Origin of the sequence: Pseudomonas sp. S06B 330 (assembly GCF_002845275.2) — a bacterium.
Lineage (GTDB): Bacteria > Pseudomonadota > Gammaproteobacteria > Pseudomonadales > Pseudomonadaceae > Aquipseudomonas.
Genome location: NZ_CP088149.1, coordinates 2,164,978 through 2,181,284 on the forward strand (window position 1 = coordinate 2,164,978; position 16,307 = coordinate 2,181,284).

The following is a 16,307-nucleotide window of genomic DNA, read 5'->3' on the forward strand; positions in this document are numbered from 1 at the left end:
GGGGCTGCGTTGCAGCCCAATCGCCGGCAAGGCCACCGATTGTACCCCCTGGGGTAGCCCACAAATGCTAAAATCCGCCGCTTGAATTCAGGAGGTAGACGCGTGCGCAAAGTGGCGATGGTAATGGCGGTATTGGCTCTGGCCGGCTGCGAAAATGCAGTCGAAGGCGTGCACAAGCAAATTGCCGAGCAGTTGCCCAACCCCAAAACAGCCAAGTTCGGCAACGTGCGGATCGACAAGCAGGGCGCCATCTGCGGCCAGGTGCGCAGCAAAGACGACGCCGGTGCCTTCCTGCCTTACCGCAGCTATGTCGCCATCAAGCAGGCCGACGGCTACGAAATCATCCTCGCCGACAAGGGCAGCAACCTGCGTATCCGCGACATCTGTGGTGGTGCCGATCTGCAGCGCCGTGCCGACGCCCTGGCTGAGCAGCCGGCGCCTGAAGGCTGGGATGTCGAAATCGTCCAGGGCCCGAACATGGGCGCCCTCAGTGACATGACCGCGCGCCTGATCGAAAAGCAGATCCCTTCGTCCGTTGAATACCGTGACGGCAAACCGGTTGTTCTGCTCGGCCCGTTCCCTACCAAGGCCGAAGCGCAAACCCGCCAAGAGGATGTCATGGCGCGCCTGGGCACCGACTCGGTAGTCATCCAGCACGGCGTCACCCGCTAGCCAGGGCCTTCCCCGGCCCCGTACACTCACGGCTCAACGCAAGGAGAGCCGTGATGAAGGATGCATCCCCCGCCATAACCCTGCAGCGCGCCACCGCTCAACACATCGATGGCTTGGTCGCGCTGTACAGCCACCCGCAAGTCACCCGCCAAACCACGCAACTGCCCTTTCTGTCAGGCGATCTCTGGCGCCAGCGCCTGAGCCAGCACAATGAGCACATCTTGCCCCTGGTCGCCGTGCATCAAGGTGAAGTGATCGGCAACTGCTCGCTGGATCAGAGCACCCGCGTGCGTCGCGCGCACAGTGGCAGTATCGGCATGGCCGTGGCGCCCGCCTGGCAAGGGCAGGGCGTGGGCAGTCGCTTGCTGGCGGCGGCGCTTGAGGTGGCGGACAACTGGATGGGCCTGCAGCGGGTTGAGCTTACGGTCTACACCGACAATCAACCGGCGCTGGCCTTGTACAAGCGCCATGGCTTTGATGTCGAAGGACAATTGCTTGACTATGCTTTGCGGGACGGCAGGTTGACCGACGTTTACAGCATGGCACGTCTGAAACGACGTGAACGTTGAGCAGGAGGGCCTTATGTCTACACTGGAGCGGGCCATTGCAGTGGCGGCCAGGGCGCACGAGGGGCAGCAGGACAAGGGCGGCGCCGCTTATATCCTGCATCCGTTGCGGGTGATGCTGCGGGTCTCGACTGCCGAACAGCGCATCGTCGCCGTGTTGCACGATGTGCTTGAAGATTCGGCCATGACCTTGTCGGACCTGGCCCGTGAGGGCTTTGCCCTGAAGATCCTGGCGGCAGTGCAGGCACTGAGCCGCCGGGACGAAGAAAGCTATGAGGCATTCGTCATCCGCCTGGGTGGCGACCCCTTGGCGCGGGTGGTGAAACTTGCCGACCTTGCCGATAACAGTGACCTCTCGCGCATCGCCATGCCTGGCCCGGAAGACATGGCACGGCTGGCCCGCTACCAGCAGGCCAGCGCCTACCTGCAGGCGCTGGCCTGAACCTCAGCCGCAGGCGCTGAGGTTAACCGGGCCGACAAACTCATTGCCGTGGCCCATCACGCAGGCCACACGTTGATTGCGCTGGCGCTCCCAGGGTTGTGGCGGGTAGGTTTTGTTCCAGGCCTCATAGAGCTGGCGGTCCTGTTTCGACAGCTTGAGGCTGTACTGCTTGCTCATATAGAAGTAGGTGCGTGCAATCATCCCGCGGATTGACGGGCGTGGCATGACCTTCTTGGCTTTGAAGTCCACTTGGGTCAGGCACGACCCGTACTGTCCGCGCTGTTCGGGCAACCAGCCAAAACTGAAGTTGCTGCGATCACCGTTGACCTCACCGATGCTCGGCACCAGGTTGTGCAGGTCGGCTTCAGCGCGCTGGAAGACCCTGTCATTACGGGTACAGTTCTTGCGCCCGCCGTCCTGCCAGCACTGGCGCTGATGGCCGATTTGCCAGGCCGGGACGATGTGCTCCCATTCGATGCGCGAAGCGCGGTTGGCGTTTTTACGTGGAACGTAGCCGCACGCCGCAAGGTCGACCTTGTTGCCGTTGTACTTGCAGCCACAGTAAAACTCGGTGGACTGCGGCGCATACAGGCGCCAGGCAATCTTCTTGGCTTCGCTGAAGGTGCGGGGTGCATCGGCGTGGGCGGCAGTAATACTGAACAGCAGGCAAGCGACTGCAAAAAACGAAACTCTCATGCGCGGTCAATCTTCCTTTGGCACAACCCAGAAAATCTGCACGCCACCGTCATCGCGGTAGGCGAGGGTGACGTTGTCGTTCTCGGCGATTTCCTCAAGCAGGGTTGCCCAATCGTCAGGCGACTCATGCTCCAGGCGGAAGATCAGTGCGGCTCGCGCCTTTTGTGCGGTCGGTGAATTGATGATTTTCTGGATGCGGATGCCCAGTTGCTCGTAACTGCTGGCAGGGGCGGAAGTGGTGGCCACGAAACGTTCCTTATTTAGCTGTATGCGCATACAGTATTTTACTGTAGGCATTTTCGCAACAGCTTGTCAGTGAAAGAGCGCATGTGACCGCAAACCGCGCTGTTTGCTGCGGCCTGTTTAAAGTTTTTTTGCTGAGGGTGGGGGGAGGTGCGCTTGCCCGTCCTACAGGGCGGGCAAGCGTTGCCGGGAGCTGGACTCAGTATTCCCAGAAGATCCGCTGCAGGTCTTTGCTGTCCTGGGTCTTGGTCAGAGCGACCATGGCCAGGATGCGGGCTTTTTGCGGGTTCAGGTCGTGAGCCACGACGAAGTCGTTCTTGTCGTCAGGCTGCTCGGCGTTACGCAGCACGAAGCCGCCGGCGTTGACGTGCGAGGAACGAATGATCTGTACGCCTTGTTTGCGCAGGTCCAGCAGCGCTGGCACAACGCGTGACGATACCGAGCCGTTGCCAGTGCCAGCGTGGATAATCGCCTTGGCGCCACTTTGTGCCAGGGCCTTGTAGGCGGTGTCGGAGACGTTGCCGTAACCGTAGGCGATTTCCACCGCAGGCAGGCTGTCGATCTTCTTGATGTCGAATTCCGAATCCATGGTGTGGCGCTTGGCTGGCAGGCGGAACCAGTAGGATTTGCCTTCCACTACCATGCCCAGCGGGCCCCATGGGCTCTTGAAGGCTTCGGTTTTGATGTTGACGGTTTTGCTGACATCACGACCCGACTGAATCTCGTCGTTCATGGTCACCAATACGCCTTTGCCACGCGAATCCTTGTTGCTGGCCACAGCGACAGCGTTGTACAGGTTGAGCATACCGTCAGCGGACATTGCGGTGCCTGGACGCATCGAGCCGACGACAACGATCGGCTTGTCGGTCTTCTCGACCAGGTTGAGGAAGTAGGCGGTCTCTTCCAGGGTGTCGGTACCGTGGGTGATGACGATGCCGTCAACGTCTTTGCTGTCGGCAAGTTCGGCGACGCGTTTGCCCAGTTGCAGCAGGTTGTCGTTGCTGATGCTTTCGGAGGCGATCTGCATCACCTGTTCGCCGCGCACATTGGCAAGGTTTGCCAGTTCCGGAACACCAGCGATCAGCTTGTCTACGCCCAGCTTGGCGGCCTGGTAGGTCGCGCTGTTCGCCGCGCTGGCGCCAGCGCCGGCGATGGTGCCGCCAGTGGCGAGGATCACCACATTGGCCAGTTTCTGTTGGTTTTCGACTTCTTTGGCGTTGACGCCGGCGGGCAGTAGCAGCATCAGGGCCAAAGCGCCCGGAAGGAGGGTGTTAAGCGCAGCTTTCATTGTTGATCTCTCTTATTAATGGTGTTTGCGGTGAACATGCAGGAGGGAGCAGAAAACGGGCCAGCTCTGCCGTTCGTCGTGTTTCATCTCCAGTCTATTGATTTATATGAGTTTTATTTAAGATGGAAACGCACGCTTGGCCCGCGAATGTTCGGCCTGCCGAATATTCTTGTAAAGGGTGTTCGGTTTTCCGGTGGTTTTGACGATAATTCCGACATGTAACGTTAAGAGTGTTTCCGGCTGTGAATTTGACAAAGCCAGATGGCATTCGCATAGTGAGTTAACGCAAACGTTTGCGACCCCGATAAAAATCATAAGATCCGGAGTGAATTCATGAAGCTGCCGTTCGCAGGACGCCTCTTGGCGGTCGCCGTACTTTCCTCACTGTCCCTCGCTATGCCCCTGTCCCAGGCCCAGGCTGACGAAAAGCCCAAGGTTGCCCTGGTGATGAAATCCCTTGCCAATGAGTTTTTCCTGACCATGGAAGAGGGGGCGAAGGCTTACCAAAAAGACCACGCCGCCGATTTTGACCTGGTCTCCAACGGCATCAAGGACGAGACCGATTCGAGCAACCAGATTCGCATCGTCGAGCAGATGATCGTCTCCGGGGTCAATGCCCTGGTCATTGCGCCTGCTGACTCGAAGGCTTTGGTGCCGGTGGTGAAGAAGGCCATGGATGCCGGCATCACTGTGGTCAACATCGACAACCGCCTCGACCCCGAGGTGCTCAAGAGCAAAAACCTCAGTGTGCCGTTCGTGGGCCCCGACAACCGCAAAGGTGCACGCTTGGTGGGTGAGTACCTGGCCAAGCAGAAGCTCAAGGCGGGTGACGAGGTGGGCATCATCGAAGGTGTTTCGACTACCACCAACGCCCAGCAACGTACCGCCGGTTTCAAGGATGCGATGGAGGCCGCACAGATCAAGATCGTCTCGGTGCAATCGGGCGACTGGGAAATTGCCAAGGGCAACGCGGTTGCCGCCTCCATGCTCAATGCTCACCCCGATATCAAGGCGCTGCTTGCCGGTAACGACAGCATGGCCCTGGGCGCGGTCTCGGCCGTGCGTGCGGCGGGCAAAGCTGGCCAGGTGCAGGTGGTGGGCTACGACAATATCAAGGCGATCAAGCCGATGCTCAAGGACGGTCGTGTCCTCGCCACCGCCGACCAGTACGCCGCCAAGCAGGCGGTGTTCGGTATTGAAGCGGCGCTGAAGATGCTCAAAGGCGAAAAAACGGAAGTTGACGCTGACAATGTCATCCAGACCCCGGTCGAGCTGGTGACCCAACCGTAGTCGCCCAATGCGCGCCTGCCAGTGGCAGGCGCCAGGAGAAAAAGGCAATGTCAGCGACCACGGATGTCGTACTTTCAGTCAGCGCCATCGGCAAGACATATGCCCAGCCGGTGCTGGGCGATATCGACTTGAGCTTGTATCGCGGTGAGGTATTGGCCCTGACCGGCGAGAACGGCGCGGGCAAGAGTACCCTGTCGAAAATCATCGGTGGCCTTGAGCTGCCCAGCACCGGCCATATGCACTACCAGGGGCAGCCGTACAAGCCTGGCAGCCGCGCCGCTGCCGAGCGTCTTGGCGTGCGCATGGTCATGCAGGAGCTCAACCTGCTGCCGACCCTGACGGTGGCCGAGAACCTGTTTCTCGACAACCTGCCCAGCCGCGCTGGCTGGATCAATCGCAAGCGCCTGCGCCAGTTGGCCCAGGCGGCTATGGCCCAAGTCGGCCTGGAGGCCATCGACCCGGACATGCCCGTCGGCGAGCTGGGCATCGGTCACCAGCAGATGGTGGAAATCGCCCGCAACCTGATCGGCGACTGCCATGTACTAATTTTCGATGAGCCCACGGCCATGCTCACGGCGCGCGAGGTCGAGTTGCTGTTTACGCAAATCGAACGTCTGCAGCAGCGTGGGGTGGCCATCGTGTACATCTCTCACCGCCTGGAAGAACTCAAGCGTATCGCCCAGCGCATCGCCGTCCTGCGCGACGGCAAGCTGGTGTGTGTCGAGCCTATGGCGCGCTACAGCAGCGCGCAGTTGGTCAACCTGATGGTCGGTCGCGAACTGGCCGAACACATCGACCTGGGGCGGCGTCAGATCGGTGCGCCGATTCTCAAGGTCAATGGCCTGAGTCGCGCCGACAAGGTGTGCGATGTGTCCTTCCAGGTGCGCAGCGGCGAAATCTTCGGTATCTCCGGGCTGATTGGCGCGGGCCGTACCGAGTTGTTGCGCCTGATTTACGGCGCCGACCAAGCCGACAGCGGCAGTATCGAGCTGGGCAATCCGGCGCGCCCGGTGCAGATCGATTCACCCTCGGCCGCAGTGCGTGAAGGCATTGCGCTGATCACCGAAGACCGCAAGGGTGAAGGCCTGCTGTTGTCGCAATCGATCAGCGCCAACATCGCCTTGGGCAACCTGCCGGCCATTTCTCGCGCGGGTGTGCTCGACAGCAGCGCCGAACGTGAGCTGGCCCTGCGTCAGATCACGGCCATGCGCATTCGCAGCTCCAGCCCCGAACAAGTGGTCGGCGAGTTGTCGGGCGGCAATCAGCAGAAGGTGGTGATTGGCCGCTGGCTGGAGCGCGACTGCGCGGTGTTGCTGTTCGATGAGCCAACGCGCGGTATCGACGTCGGTGCCAAGTTCGACATCTACGGCCTGCTCGCTGAGTTGGCGCGCCAGGGCAAGGCGCTGGTGGTGGTCTCCAGCGATTTGCGCGAACTGATGCTGATCTGTGACCGCATTGCGGTGCTCAGTGCCGGGCGCTTGATCGACACCTTCGAGCGCGATCACTGGAGCCAGGACCAACTACTCGCCGCGGCCTTCGCCGGCTATCAGAAACGTGATGCATTGCTGCATGAAGCAGCCCCCAGGACAACCCCATGAAAACCACGCCATTGGACACCGCTGCCCCCAGCAGCAAGCGCAGCGCCACCTATTTCGGTCTCGGAACTTATCTGGGCCTGGCTGGCGCGTTGCTGGCAATGATCGTGCTGTTCTCGTTGTTGAGCAGCCACTTCCTTTCCTACGGCACCTTCAGCACCCTGGCCAACCAGATCCCCGACCTGATGGTGCTGGCGGTAGGCATGACCTTCGTGCTGATTATCGGCGGCATCGACCTGTCGGTAGGTTCGGTGCTGGCCCTGGCCGCGTCGGCGGTCAGTGTGGCGATGCTTGGCTGGGGCTGGAGTGTGCTGCCCGCAGCCTTGCTCGGCATGGGGGTGGCGGCGCTGGCCGGGAGTATCACCGGTTCGATTACCGTCGCCTGGCGGATTCCATCGTTCATTGTCTCCCTCGGTGTGCTGGAGATGGCTCGCGGCCTGGCCTATCAGCTGACCGACTCGCGCACCGCCTATATCGGTGACGCCTTTGCCTGGTTGTCCAACCCGTTGGCATTTGGCGTATCGCCGTCGTTCATCATCGCGCTGCTGGTGATCATCCTCGCCCAACTGGTGCTGACTCGCACCGTGTTCGGCCGCTACCTGATCGGCATCGGCACCAACGAAGAAGCGGTGCGCCTGGCCGGTATCGACCCGCGCCCGTACAAGATTCTGGTGTTCTCGCTGATGGGGCTGCTGGCCGGCCTGGCGGCGCTGTTCCAGATTTCCCGCCTGGAGGCCGCTGACCCCAATGCCGGCTCCGGCCTTGAGCTGCAAGTCATCGCCGCCGTGGTGATCGGCGGCACCAGCTTGATGGGCGGGCGCGGTTCGGTGATCAGCACCTTCTTCGGCGTACTGATCATCTCGGTGCTGGCCGCAGGCCTGGCCCAGATCGGCGCATCGGAGCCGACTAAACGCATTATTACCGGGGCGGTGATTGTCATCGCCGTGGTCCTCGACACCTACCGTAGCCGACGTGCAAGTCGGCGGAACTGAACAATGGCAACGATCAAAGATGTCGCGGCACTGGCGGGGATTTCCTACACCACTGTGTCGCATGTACTGAACAAGACCCGCCCGGTCAGCGAACAGGTGCGCCTGAAAGTCGAGGCGGCCATTGTCGAGCTTGACTATGTGCCCAGCGCCGTGGCGCGCTCGCTGAAGGCGCGCAGCACCGCCACCATCGGCCTGCTGGTGCCCAACAGCGTCAACCCGTACTTCGCCGAGCTGGCGCGGGGTATCGAGGATGCCTGCGAGCGCAACGGTTACTGCGTGATCTTGTGTAACTCCGACGACAACCCACAAAAGCAGCGCAGCTATTTGCGCGTGCTGCTGGAAAAGCGCATCGACGGCCTGATCGTTGCCTCAGTCGGTGAAGACAGCGACCTGCAGGGCAGCCTGGCCAATGTGCGCACGCCGATGGTCATCGTCGATCGGGCCCTGGAAGGCGTTGAGGCGGACCTGGTGCGCATTGACCATGAACTGGGTGCTTACCTGGCGACCCGGCACCTGCTCGAACTGGGCCACCAGGACATCGCCTACATCGGCGGCCCCGCCAGCACCAGCGTCGCCCAGCTACGCCTGGCGGGCTTTCAGCGAGCGTTGCACGAAGCGCAGATGACGGTGGCCGATGAGCGTATTACCACCAGCGATTTCACCAGCCTCGGCGGTTACGCCGCCGCCGCGCAGATGCTCGAAGGGCAGCGGCCGACAGCGATTTTCGCCGGTAACGACATGATCGGTATCGGTGTATTGCGCGCTGCTGCCGAGCGCAATATCTGCGTACCTGGCGAGCTGTCGGTGATTGGTTTCGATGACATTCAGCTCAGCCGTTACGTGTTCCCGGCGCTGACCACAGTCGGTCAGTCGATTCGTGAACTGGGTGAAAGCGCCGCGGCGCTGTTGCTGTCGCGTATCGCTCAGCCCCTGCGCGGTGCGCCGGAGCAGCGCATCGTCGAGCCGAAAATCGTCCTGCGCGAGTCCACGGCGCCACGACCAGATCTTTTCAATGATTACCGCTAAGAGCGACATGCACATGCGAGCCAAGGTTGTAGTGGTAGGAAGTCTCAACATGGACCTGGTCGCCCGCGCCCAGCGCCTGCCGCGTGCCGGCGAGACCCTGGCGGGTGAGTCGTTTGCCACGGTGCCGGGCGGCAAGGGCGCCAACCAGGCCGTGGCTGCCGCGCGGCTCGGGGCGTCGGTGGCGATGATCGGCAATGTTGGCGACGATGCCTATGGTCAGCAAATGCGTCAGGCTCTACTTGACGAGCAGATCGACTGCCAGGGTGTGGCGGTGTGCCCGGGGGTGTCGAGCGGGTTGGCGCTGATTGTGGTCGATGCCAGCAGCCAGAATTCCATCGTTATCATTCCCGGTGGCAACGGCCAGTTGCTGCCGGAATCGGTGCAGGCGTTCGATGCCATGCTGCAGGGCGCCGAGGTGATTATCTGTCAGCTGGAAGTACCACCGCAGACGGTGGCCTACACCCTGGAACGCGGCCGTGCCCTGGGCAAGACGGTGATCCTTAACCCGGCACCGTGCACCGGGCCATTGCCGTTGAACTGGCACAGCGCTATCGACTACCTGATCCCCAACGAGAGTGAAGCACAAGCGCTGACCGGTCTTCCGGTGATTGACCTGACCAGCGCCGAAGTTGCCGCCAGTCACTTGCGCAGCCTTGGCGTCAAAAACGTGATTGTCACCCTCGGTGCGCAAGGCGCATTGTTTGCCAGTGCCCAGGGCATGCGGCACTTCCCGGCGCCGGTGGTTCAGCCCGTCGATACCACCGCCGCGGGTGATACCTTTGTGGGCGGTTTCGCCGCCGCGCTGGCGCGGGGCGTGGAGGAGGGCGAGGCAATTGCCTTCGGCCAGCGTGCCGCCGCCCTGTCTGTCACGCGTGCGGGTGCGCAACCGTCGATTCCCTACCTGGCCGAGCTGCAGCCATGAAAAAGACGCCCTTGCTCAATATCGCCCTGTCACGGGTCATTGCCTCGCTGGGGCATGGCGACATCCTGGTCATCGGCGACGCCGGTTTGCCGGTGCCACCAAACGTCGAGCTGATTGATCTGGCGCTGACCCCAGGGATCCCCGACTTTGCCAGCGTGCTGCGTGCCGTGTTGAGCGAGATGCAGGTCGAGAGTCATGTACTCGCCGAGGAAATGTTCAAAGCCAATCCCCCAGGCCTGACCGCCATCGAACAAAGCTTTGCCCATGGCCAGCTTGGTGCACGTAATCTGCTCAGCCATACCGAGTTCAAACAGCTCAGCCGTGCTGCCCGCGCAGTGGTACGCACCGGTGAATGCCAGCCCTACAGCAATATCGTCTTGATCGCTGGCGTCACTTTCTAGATTCTTGCCTCAACAAGGACGTGTCCGATGATTGAATTGATTCAACCTGCCAAACGTTTGCTTCAAGGAATTGTGCTTATGTCTCTGCTCTCGGCGGGTACCGCCCAGGCCGCCCCGATCGACCTGATCATCGATACCGATCCGGGTGCCGACGATGTCGTGGCGTTGCTGTTGGCCATGGCCTCACCGGATGAACTGAAGATTCGCGCCATCACCACGGTGGCGGGCAACGTGCGCCTGGACAAGACCTCGCGCAATGCGCGCCTGGCGCGGGAGTGGGGCGGGCGTGAAGACATTCCGGTATACGCCGGTGCGCCCAAGCCGTTGCTGCGCACGCCGATCTACGCGGCGAACATCCATGGCGAGGAGGGCTTGCCAGGTGTTCCGGTGCATGAACCCAAGCAAGGCCTGGCCAAAGGCAATGCCGTGCAGTACCTGATCGACACCCTGAGCAAGGCTGAGCCGCACAGCATTACCGTGGCCATGCTCGGCCCGCAGACCAACCTCGCCTTGGCCTTGATCCAGGCACCGGACATCACGCGGGGCATCAAGGAAGTGGTAGTGATGGGCGGCGCCCATTTCAACGGTGGCAACATCACCCCGGTGGCCGAGTTCAACCTGTATGCCGACCCTGAAGCCGCCGAAGTGGTGCTCAGCAGCGGGGTTAAACTGACGTACCTGCCGCTGGATGTTACCCACAAGGTGCTCACCAGCGAAGCAAGGCTCAAGCAACTGGCAGCGGTGGACAACCAGGCCAGCAAGCTGGTGGTGGATATCCTCAATGCCTATGTCAAAACCGACATGGAACACTACGGCATGCCGGGAGGGCCGGTGCATGACGCCAGCGTCATCGCCTACCTGCTCAAGCCCGAGCTGTTCAAGGGCCGGCAGATCAACATGCAGGTCGACAGCCGCGAAGGCCCGACCTATGGCCAGACCATTGCTGACTGGTACAACACGCTGGAACAGCCGAGCAACGTCATGTGGATCGACAGTGGCGATGCCCAGGGCTTTTTTGACCTGCTCAGTACGCGGCTTGCGCGTCTGAAGTAGCCTGCTTGTGGTGTTCGAAGACCTGGGCCACAAAGCTGCGGGCAGCCTCGTAGCCGAGGTCTTTGACCAGCAGGTCGACGGCAATCAGTATCAATTCTTCGGCGCTGGCGGGGCTGTAGGCACTTTGGCCCTCGGGCCACTTGACCTTGATGTCGGCATCGATGATGTGGCTTGTCATGATTTATTCCGGATAAAACTGCGCGCGCTGTAGGTTCAAATGCCGGGCCCTGGCGTTTGAAGGGGAGGCCTGATTGCGCTCCGCCCAAGGCTGCAGTAAATCATGCCGTTGCTGGCCAGGGCACTGCGACTTAGGCATAAGAGCAGGGGGCATGGCAAACTAACGGTTTCCAGTTTGTCGGAACAGCGCTGTGCAGATCGATTTGAACAACCCCGAACAGTTCACCCTTGAGGCTGTGCGTGCCTTGCTCGCTGCTGGCAGCAATGCCGTGCACAACCAGTTGCGGGTCAACCGCGGTGGTATCGCCTGGTTGTCGCCCGTGGTCGGTGGGCGTGACCTGGAGGGCTTGGCCTTTCGTCTGGAAACCTGGTCGGCCGGCTCCGGTTGCGTTGGCGAACAGGCGGCAGCGGACGAGCGCTGGGTGTTGCAGGTGTTCAACGTGTTGAAGGCCAACTGGCCAAAACCTTCGAGCGATTACATCGATCTGTACTGAGCTGTACTGGCTGTTGTGCAAAATCCCGTGACGATTGGGTTTTTACCTGAGTGCGCTGGCTCAGGCAGACTTGACGGGTTTTGCAACGAAAAACCAGCGAGGCTGTCTCATGGGCAGCAGTATTCCCGTATTCAAAGGAGGATTCATGTTCCGTGCATCATTGATGAGCCTATTGGCGGTCGCCGTTCTGGCCGGTTGCAGCAACACAGGCGGTTCGTCGTCGGCGGCGCCATCGGCAGCGGCGAACAACGATGGTCGTTGCGAGGCCCGCGGGGCGGAGTTCGCCGTCGGCAAGCAGGTCACTCCGGCGTTGGTTGAGCAGGCGCGCAAAGCCAGCGGCTCGCAAATGGCCCGTGCCCTTGGCCCGCATGATGTTGTGACCCTGGAGTACCGCTCCGAGCGCCTGAACATAAACGCCGATGCTCAAGGCGTAGTCACCCGCGTCAACTGCGGCTGACGCCAGACGTAGCCGCTGCCGCCAGGCTGCGATTGGGCGCGAAGCGGTCACAGCGCCGCTGAGTGTACGCGCTGGCCCGTTTGCGGCTGCCACGCAGCCGATCGCAGCCTGGCGGCAGCGGCTACGGTGCGTACCCTCCAAAAAACAGGCACAAAAAAACCCGTCACATGGACGGGTTTTTTTATTCGGTCAGAGCTTACTCTGGACGAACTTGTGCAGCCTGCATGCCCTTCTGGCCTTTTTCGGCAACGAAGGAAACGGTCTGGCCTTCCTTCAGGCTTTTGAAACCGTCGGTTTCGATAGCCTTGAAGTGTACGAACAGGTCGTCGCCGCCACCTTGTGGAGTGATGAAGCCGAAGCCTTTCTCATCGTTGAACCATTTTACGGTGCCGGTTTGGCGATTAGACATGGGTGTATCTCCAAGAAACATGATTTTCAGTAGTGCGGTGTTGCCGAGGCCAACAGGGTGCACCCGACCATCATAGTCTAATTATGGGCTTGTAGCCCCTTTTACCTTCGCAGATTGCTGATCTGGAGCAAAATAGCGATAGATAACCCGGCCAAAGGCCTATTTTTTCGGGGGGCAGGCGGCTGCAATTTCTTTTTGCGCGCGCTCCATTACAGCGGCGTCTATGCCATCTTGCAGGGTGTCGAGGTCTTTGATCTCCTTATCGCTAAGCTTCTGTTCGAGCACCTTGCCTGCGCAATCGCAGTGCTCATCGGCCATGGCCATTGTAAGTTTTGGGTTCTGCTTCTGCGCTTGCGCAACACAGGTGGACTGGTAGTCGGGAGGCAGCTTGCCGGCGTGTGCACCGAGCGGCAGCAACAGGGCAGAGGCAGCCGCCAGGGCCAGAAGAGACTGAAGTCGCATAACCAAACACTCCTTGGGGTCGAGTCTCACAAGAGTAGGACGCTTCACCCACTCTGAGCGGAAAAAAACCACGCAAGTTCACCCCAGCGGCGCAATTTCCGAATTTTTCTGCCCTCTCGGTCAATCTGCCCGCAATCGCCGCAAAGCTTTGTGCTAGCATGCCTGGCTTGAGTTCGCCGCCAGCTTTTCTTGCAGCTAGTGGCTTGCAGCTCACACCTGTATTTTTACTATTCCAGTCACTCTGGTTCGTTCCCTGGCAGGCTTTCGGGCTTCTGCCACTGTGAGGCAGGCTTTGCTTTTGGCAAAGACAGGGGCGGATCGCGTACTGGCTCATCCCAACCCACGTGACCTTTGGTAGGGGTCACCACTAGGAGAGGAGGCGCCATGCCCATTATTACTCTTCCCGATGGCAGTCAACGTTCTTTCGACCACGCCGTATCCGTAGCTGAAGTCGCCGCATCCATTGGTGCCGGCCTGGCCAAAGCCACCGTTGCCGGTAAAGTCGACGGTAAGCTGGTCGACGCCTGCGACCTGATCGAACACGACGCTCGCCTGCAAATCATCACGCCCAAGGACGAAGAGGGGCTGGAGATCATCCGTCACTCGTGCGCCCACCTGGTCGGCCACGCGGTCAAGCAACTGTACCCGACCGCCAAAATGGTCATCGGTCCGGTCATTGACGAAGGCTTCTATTATGACATCGCCTTCGAGCGTCCTTTCACCCCTGATGACATGGCGGCCATCGAGCAGCGCATGCAGCAGCTGATCGAAAAGGACTACGACGTCATCAAGAAGGTCACCCCGCGCGCCGAGGTGATCGAAGTGTTCAAGGCCCGTGGCGAAGACTACAAGCTGCGCCTGGTCGAAGACATGCCGGATGAACAGGCCATGGGCCTGTATTACCACGAAGAATACGTCGACATGTGCCGCGGTCCGCACGTGCCGAACACTCGTTTCCTGAAGTCCTTCAAGCTCACCAAGCTGTCCGGCGCCTACTGGCGCGGCGACGCTAAAAACGAGCAGTTGCAGCGCGTCTACGGCACCGCCTGGGCCGACAAGAAGCAGCTGGCGGCTTACATTCAGCGCATCGAAGAAGCAGAAAAACGCGACCACCGTAAAATCGGCAAGCGCCTGGGCCTGTTCCACCTCCAGGAAGAAGCGCCGGGCATGGTGTTCTGGCACCCTAACGGCTGGACCTTGTACCAAGTGCTCGAGCAGTACATGCGCAAGGTGCAGCGTGACAACGGCTACCAGGAGATCAAAACTCCGCAGGTTGTTGACCGTTCGCTGTGGGAGAAGTCGGGCCACTGGGCCAACTACGCCGACAACATGTTCACCACCCAGTCGGAAAACCGCGACTATGCCATCAAGCCAATGAACTGCCCATGCCACGTGCAGGTGTTCAACCAAGGCCTGAAGAGCTACCGCGAGCTGCCGCTGCGTCTGGCCGAGTTCGGTGCGTGCCACCGTAACGAGCCGTCGGGTGCGCTGCACGGCATCATGCGTGTGCGTGGTTTTACCCAGGATGACGCGCATATCTTCTGCACCGAAGAGCAGATGCAGTCCGAATCCGCAGCCTTCATCAAGCTGACCATGGACGTCTACGCCGACTTCGGCTTTACCGACGTGGTAATGAAGCTGTCCACTCGCCCTGAAAAGCGCGTGGGTTCCGATGAGCTGTGGGATCGCGCCGAAGCCGCACTGGCTGCCGCACTCGACAGCGCCGGCCTGCCGTACGACCTGCAGCCGGGCGAGGGCGCCTTCTACGGTCCGAAGATCGAGTTCTCGCTCAAGGATTGCCTGGGTCGCGTCTGGCAGTGTGGTACCCTGCAGCTCGACTTCAACCTGCCGATCCGCCTGGGCGCAGAATTCGTCTCCGAAGATAACGGCCGCAAGCACCCTGTGATGCTGCACCGCGCCATTCTCGGTTCGTTCGAGCGTTTCGTCGGAATTCTGATCGAGCACTACGAAGGTGCGTTCCCGGCTTGGCTGGCGCCAACCCAGGCGGTGATCATGAATATCACCGACAAACAGGCTGAATTTGCTCAGCAAGTGGAAAAAACTCTGGCCGAAAGCGGTTTCCGTGCCAAGTCCGACTTGAGAAATGAGAAAATTGGCTTTAAGATCCGCGAGCATACCTTGCTCAAGGTTCCTTATCTCCTGGTTATCGGGGATCGGGAAGTCGAAACGCAAACTGTCGCTGTGCGTACCCGCGAAGGTGTAGACCTGGGCTCGATGCCCGTCGCCCAGTTCGCGGACTTGCTCGCGCAAGCGGTTTCCCGGCGTGGTCGCCAAGATTCGGAGTAATTACTATTAAGCGTGAAATGAGAAACGATAAACGAGCTGCACCGAAGGCCCCGATCAACGAGAATATCTCGGCACGTGAGGTTCGGTTAATTGGCGCTGACGGCGAGCAGTTGGGCATCGTCTCGATTGAAGAAGCGCTTCGTATCGCTGAAGAAGCGAAGCTGGATCTGGTAGAAATTTCTGCTGACGCCGTACCCCCTGTGTGCAAAGTCTTGGACTACGGCAAGAGCCTGTTCGAGAAGAAAAAGCAGCAGGCTGCGGCGAAGAAGAACCAGAAGATCATCCAGATCAAAGAAATCAAGTTTCGTCCAGGGACGGAGGAAGGGGATTACCAGGTAAAACTACGCAACCTGGTACGTTTCCTTAGTGATGGGGACAAGACCAAAATCTCTCTGAGATTCCGTGGTCGTGAGATGGCCCACCAGGAGCTGGGTATGGAACTGTTGAAGCGGATCGAAGCTGATCTCGTCGAATACGGGACCGTCGAACAGCATCCTAAGATGGAAGGACGCCAGCTTTTGATGGTCATCGCCCCCAAGAAAAAGAAATAACCACCAGGGCACGGCAGGCCTTGCGGTTATGTTTATCAACTGAATGCGGAGTATCCGAACATGCCAAAGATGAAAACCAAAAGCGGTGCAGCCAAGCGTTTCTTGAAAACGGCTAACGGCATCAAGCACAAGCACGCTTTTAAGAGCCACATCCTGACCAAAATGTCGACCAAGCGTAAGCGTCAACTTCGCGGTAGCAGCCTGCTGCACGCGTCGGACGTGGCAAAAGTCGAGCGCATGCTGCGCCTTCGTTAATTTTTGGTT

At 60.1% G+C, this 16,307-nt stretch carries 22 protein-coding genes; 16 read left to right on the forward strand and 6 right to left on the reverse strand.

All coding sequences use genetic code 11. The features are described 5' to 3' along the window. The first annotated feature begins 102 nt into the window (after positions 1 to 102). The 3 genes from CX511_RS09830 to CX511_RS09840 are packed head-to-tail and all read left to right on the forward strand — an operon-like array spanning position 103 to position 1,680. Positions 103 to 672 carry an SPOR domain-containing protein gene (locus CX511_RS09830; protein ID WP_045184323.1) on the forward strand — a complete coding sequence of 190 codons (570 nt, stop codon included), beginning with the start codon at positions 103 to 105 and terminating at the stop codon, positions 670 to 672. Positions 673 to 725: 53 nt separating this feature from the next. After that, a complete protein-coding gene (locus tag CX511_RS09835; RefSeq protein ID WP_045184320.1) occupies positions 726 to 1,241 on the forward strand; it encodes a GNAT family N-acetyltransferase in 516 nt (171 codons plus the stop codon). A gap of 13 nt (positions 1,242 to 1,254) precedes the next feature. After that, positions 1,255 to 1,680 carry a bifunctional (p)ppGpp synthetase/guanosine-3',5'-bis(diphosphate) 3'-pyrophosphohydrolase gene (locus CX511_RS09840; RefSeq protein ID WP_045184318.1) on the forward strand — a complete coding sequence of 142 codons (426 nt, stop codon included), beginning with the start codon at positions 1,255 to 1,257 and terminating at the stop codon, positions 1,678 to 1,680. 3 nt (positions 1,681 to 1,683) lie between these two features. Here the strand turns inward: CX511_RS09840 and CX511_RS09845 are convergent, their stop codons facing one another. From CX511_RS09845 to CX511_RS09855, 3 genes are all read right to left on the reverse strand, one after another. Further along, entirely contained in the window at positions 1,684 to 2,376 is a 693-nt protein-coding gene (locus CX511_RS09845; protein ID WP_101292846.1) for an endonuclease, read from the reverse strand. Positions 2,377 to 2,382: 6 nt separating this feature from the next. Next, complete coding sequence (locus CX511_RS09850; RefSeq protein ID WP_082071336.1) at positions 2,383 to 2,673, reverse strand: DUF1654 domain-containing protein; 291 nt, start codon at positions 2,671 to 2,673, stop codon at positions 2,383 to 2,385. Between the two features lie 145 nt (positions 2,674 to 2,818). After that, positions 2,819 to 3,907: an asparaginase gene (locus CX511_RS09855; RefSeq protein WP_045184250.1), complete on the reverse strand. Its 1,089-nt coding sequence runs from the start codon at positions 3,905 to 3,907 to the stop codon at positions 2,819 to 2,821. 30 nt (positions 3,908 to 3,937) lie between these two features. Between CX511_RS09855 and CX511_RS09860 the strand changes: the two genes are divergently transcribed. From CX511_RS09860 to CX511_RS09895, 8 genes are all read left to right on the forward strand, one after another. After that, a complete protein-coding gene (locus tag CX511_RS09860; protein ID WP_143527730.1) occupies positions 3,938 to 4,129 on the forward strand; it encodes a hypothetical protein in 192 nt (63 codons plus the stop codon). Between the two features lie 111 nt (positions 4,130 to 4,240). Then, positions 4,241 to 5,197: a sugar ABC transporter substrate-binding protein gene (locus CX511_RS09865; RefSeq protein WP_101292848.1), complete on the forward strand. Its 957-nt coding sequence runs from the start codon at positions 4,241 to 4,243 to the stop codon at positions 5,195 to 5,197. 47 nt (positions 5,198 to 5,244) lie between these two features. After that, a complete protein-coding gene (locus CX511_RS09870; protein WP_101292850.1) occupies positions 5,245 to 6,795 on the forward strand; it encodes a sugar ABC transporter ATP-binding protein in 1,551 nt (516 codons plus the stop codon). Further along, positions 6,792 to 7,784 carry an ABC transporter permease gene (locus tag CX511_RS09875; protein WP_045184240.1) on the forward strand — a complete coding sequence of 331 codons (993 nt, stop codon included), beginning with the start codon at positions 6,792 to 6,794 and terminating at the stop codon, positions 7,782 to 7,784. The genes CX511_RS09870 and CX511_RS09875 overlap by 4 nt, the downstream gene beginning before the upstream one ends. A 3-nt stretch (positions 7,785 to 7,787) precedes the next feature. Next, positions 7,788 to 8,810: a LacI family DNA-binding transcriptional regulator gene (locus CX511_RS09880; RefSeq protein WP_101292852.1), complete on the forward strand. Its 1,023-nt coding sequence runs from the start codon at positions 7,788 to 7,790 to the stop codon at positions 8,808 to 8,810. Positions 8,811 to 8,823: 13 nt separating this feature from the next. Beyond that, complete coding sequence (rbsK, locus tag CX511_RS09885) at positions 8,824 to 9,732, forward strand: ribokinase (protein WP_101292894.1); 909 nt, start codon at positions 8,824 to 8,826, stop codon at positions 9,730 to 9,732. Next, a complete protein-coding gene (rbsD, locus tag CX511_RS09890) occupies positions 9,729 to 10,133 on the forward strand; it encodes a D-ribose pyranase (RefSeq protein ID WP_045184235.1) in 405 nt (134 codons plus the stop codon). Before rbsK ends, rbsD begins: the two co-directional genes overlap by 4 nt. A gap of 27 nt (positions 10,134 to 10,160) precedes the next feature. Next, positions 10,161 to 11,186, forward strand: coding sequence for a nucleoside hydrolase (locus CX511_RS09895; protein ID WP_177409683.1), 1,026 nt, complete (start codon positions 10,161 to 10,163; stop codon positions 11,184 to 11,186). On the opposite strand, the gene CX511_RS09900 is transcribed toward CX511_RS09895, so the two are convergent. Then, on the reverse strand, positions 11,158 to 11,364 hold the full coding sequence (locus tag CX511_RS09900) for a hypothetical protein (RefSeq protein WP_045184230.1): 207 nt from the start codon (positions 11,362 to 11,364) through the stop codon (positions 11,158 to 11,160). The two genes, CX511_RS09895 and CX511_RS09900, sit on opposite strands and share 29 nt — an antisense overlap. A gap of 190 nt (positions 11,365 to 11,554) precedes the next feature. Between CX511_RS09900 and CX511_RS09905 the strand changes: the two genes are divergently transcribed. Next, positions 11,555 to 11,857 (forward strand): hypothetical protein, encoded by a 303-nt coding sequence (locus CX511_RS09905; protein ID WP_045184228.1) that lies wholly within the window; start codon positions 11,555 to 11,557, stop codon positions 11,855 to 11,857. 145 nt (positions 11,858 to 12,002) lie between these two features. Continuing rightward, positions 12,003 to 12,314: an I78 family peptidase inhibitor gene (locus tag CX511_RS09910; RefSeq protein WP_045184225.1), complete on the forward strand. Its 312-nt coding sequence runs from the start codon at positions 12,003 to 12,005 to the stop codon at positions 12,312 to 12,314. Between the two features lie 196 nt (positions 12,315 to 12,510). Here the strand turns inward: CX511_RS09910 and CX511_RS09915 are convergent, their stop codons facing one another. Continuing rightward, a complete protein-coding gene (locus CX511_RS09915; RefSeq protein WP_007956027.1) occupies positions 12,511 to 12,723 on the reverse strand; it encodes a cold-shock protein in 213 nt (70 codons plus the stop codon). Positions 12,724 to 12,882: 159 nt separating this feature from the next. Continuing rightward, positions 12,883 to 13,185 carry a hypothetical protein gene (locus CX511_RS09920; protein WP_101292854.1) on the reverse strand — a complete coding sequence of 101 codons (303 nt, stop codon included), beginning with the start codon at positions 13,183 to 13,185 and terminating at the stop codon, positions 12,883 to 12,885. A gap of 384 nt (positions 13,186 to 13,569) precedes the next feature. Between CX511_RS09920 and thrS the strand changes: the two genes are divergently transcribed. From thrS to rpmI, 3 genes are read left to right on the forward strand one after another with little or no spacing between them, the layout of a single operon-like run. After that, positions 13,570 to 15,492 carry a threonine--tRNA ligase gene (gene thrS, locus CX511_RS09925; RefSeq protein ID WP_045184218.1) on the forward strand — a complete coding sequence of 641 codons (1,923 nt, stop codon included), beginning with the start codon at positions 13,570 to 13,572 and terminating at the stop codon, positions 15,490 to 15,492. Next, positions 15,492 to 16,043, forward strand: a complete 552-nt coding sequence (gene infC, locus CX511_RS09930; RefSeq protein ID WP_177409684.1) for a translation initiation factor IF-3 — start codon at positions 15,492 to 15,494, stop codon at positions 16,041 to 16,043. Before thrS ends, infC begins: the two co-directional genes overlap by 1 nt. Before the next feature lie 60 nt (positions 16,044 to 16,103). Further along, the gene (gene rpmI / locus CX511_RS09935; RefSeq protein WP_027620572.1) at positions 16,104 to 16,298 is read left to right on the forward strand and encodes a 50S ribosomal protein L35; all 195 of its coding nucleotides are present in this window, start codon (positions 16,104 to 16,106) and stop codon (positions 16,296 to 16,298) included. Positions 16,299 to 16,307 lie beyond the last annotated feature (9 nt).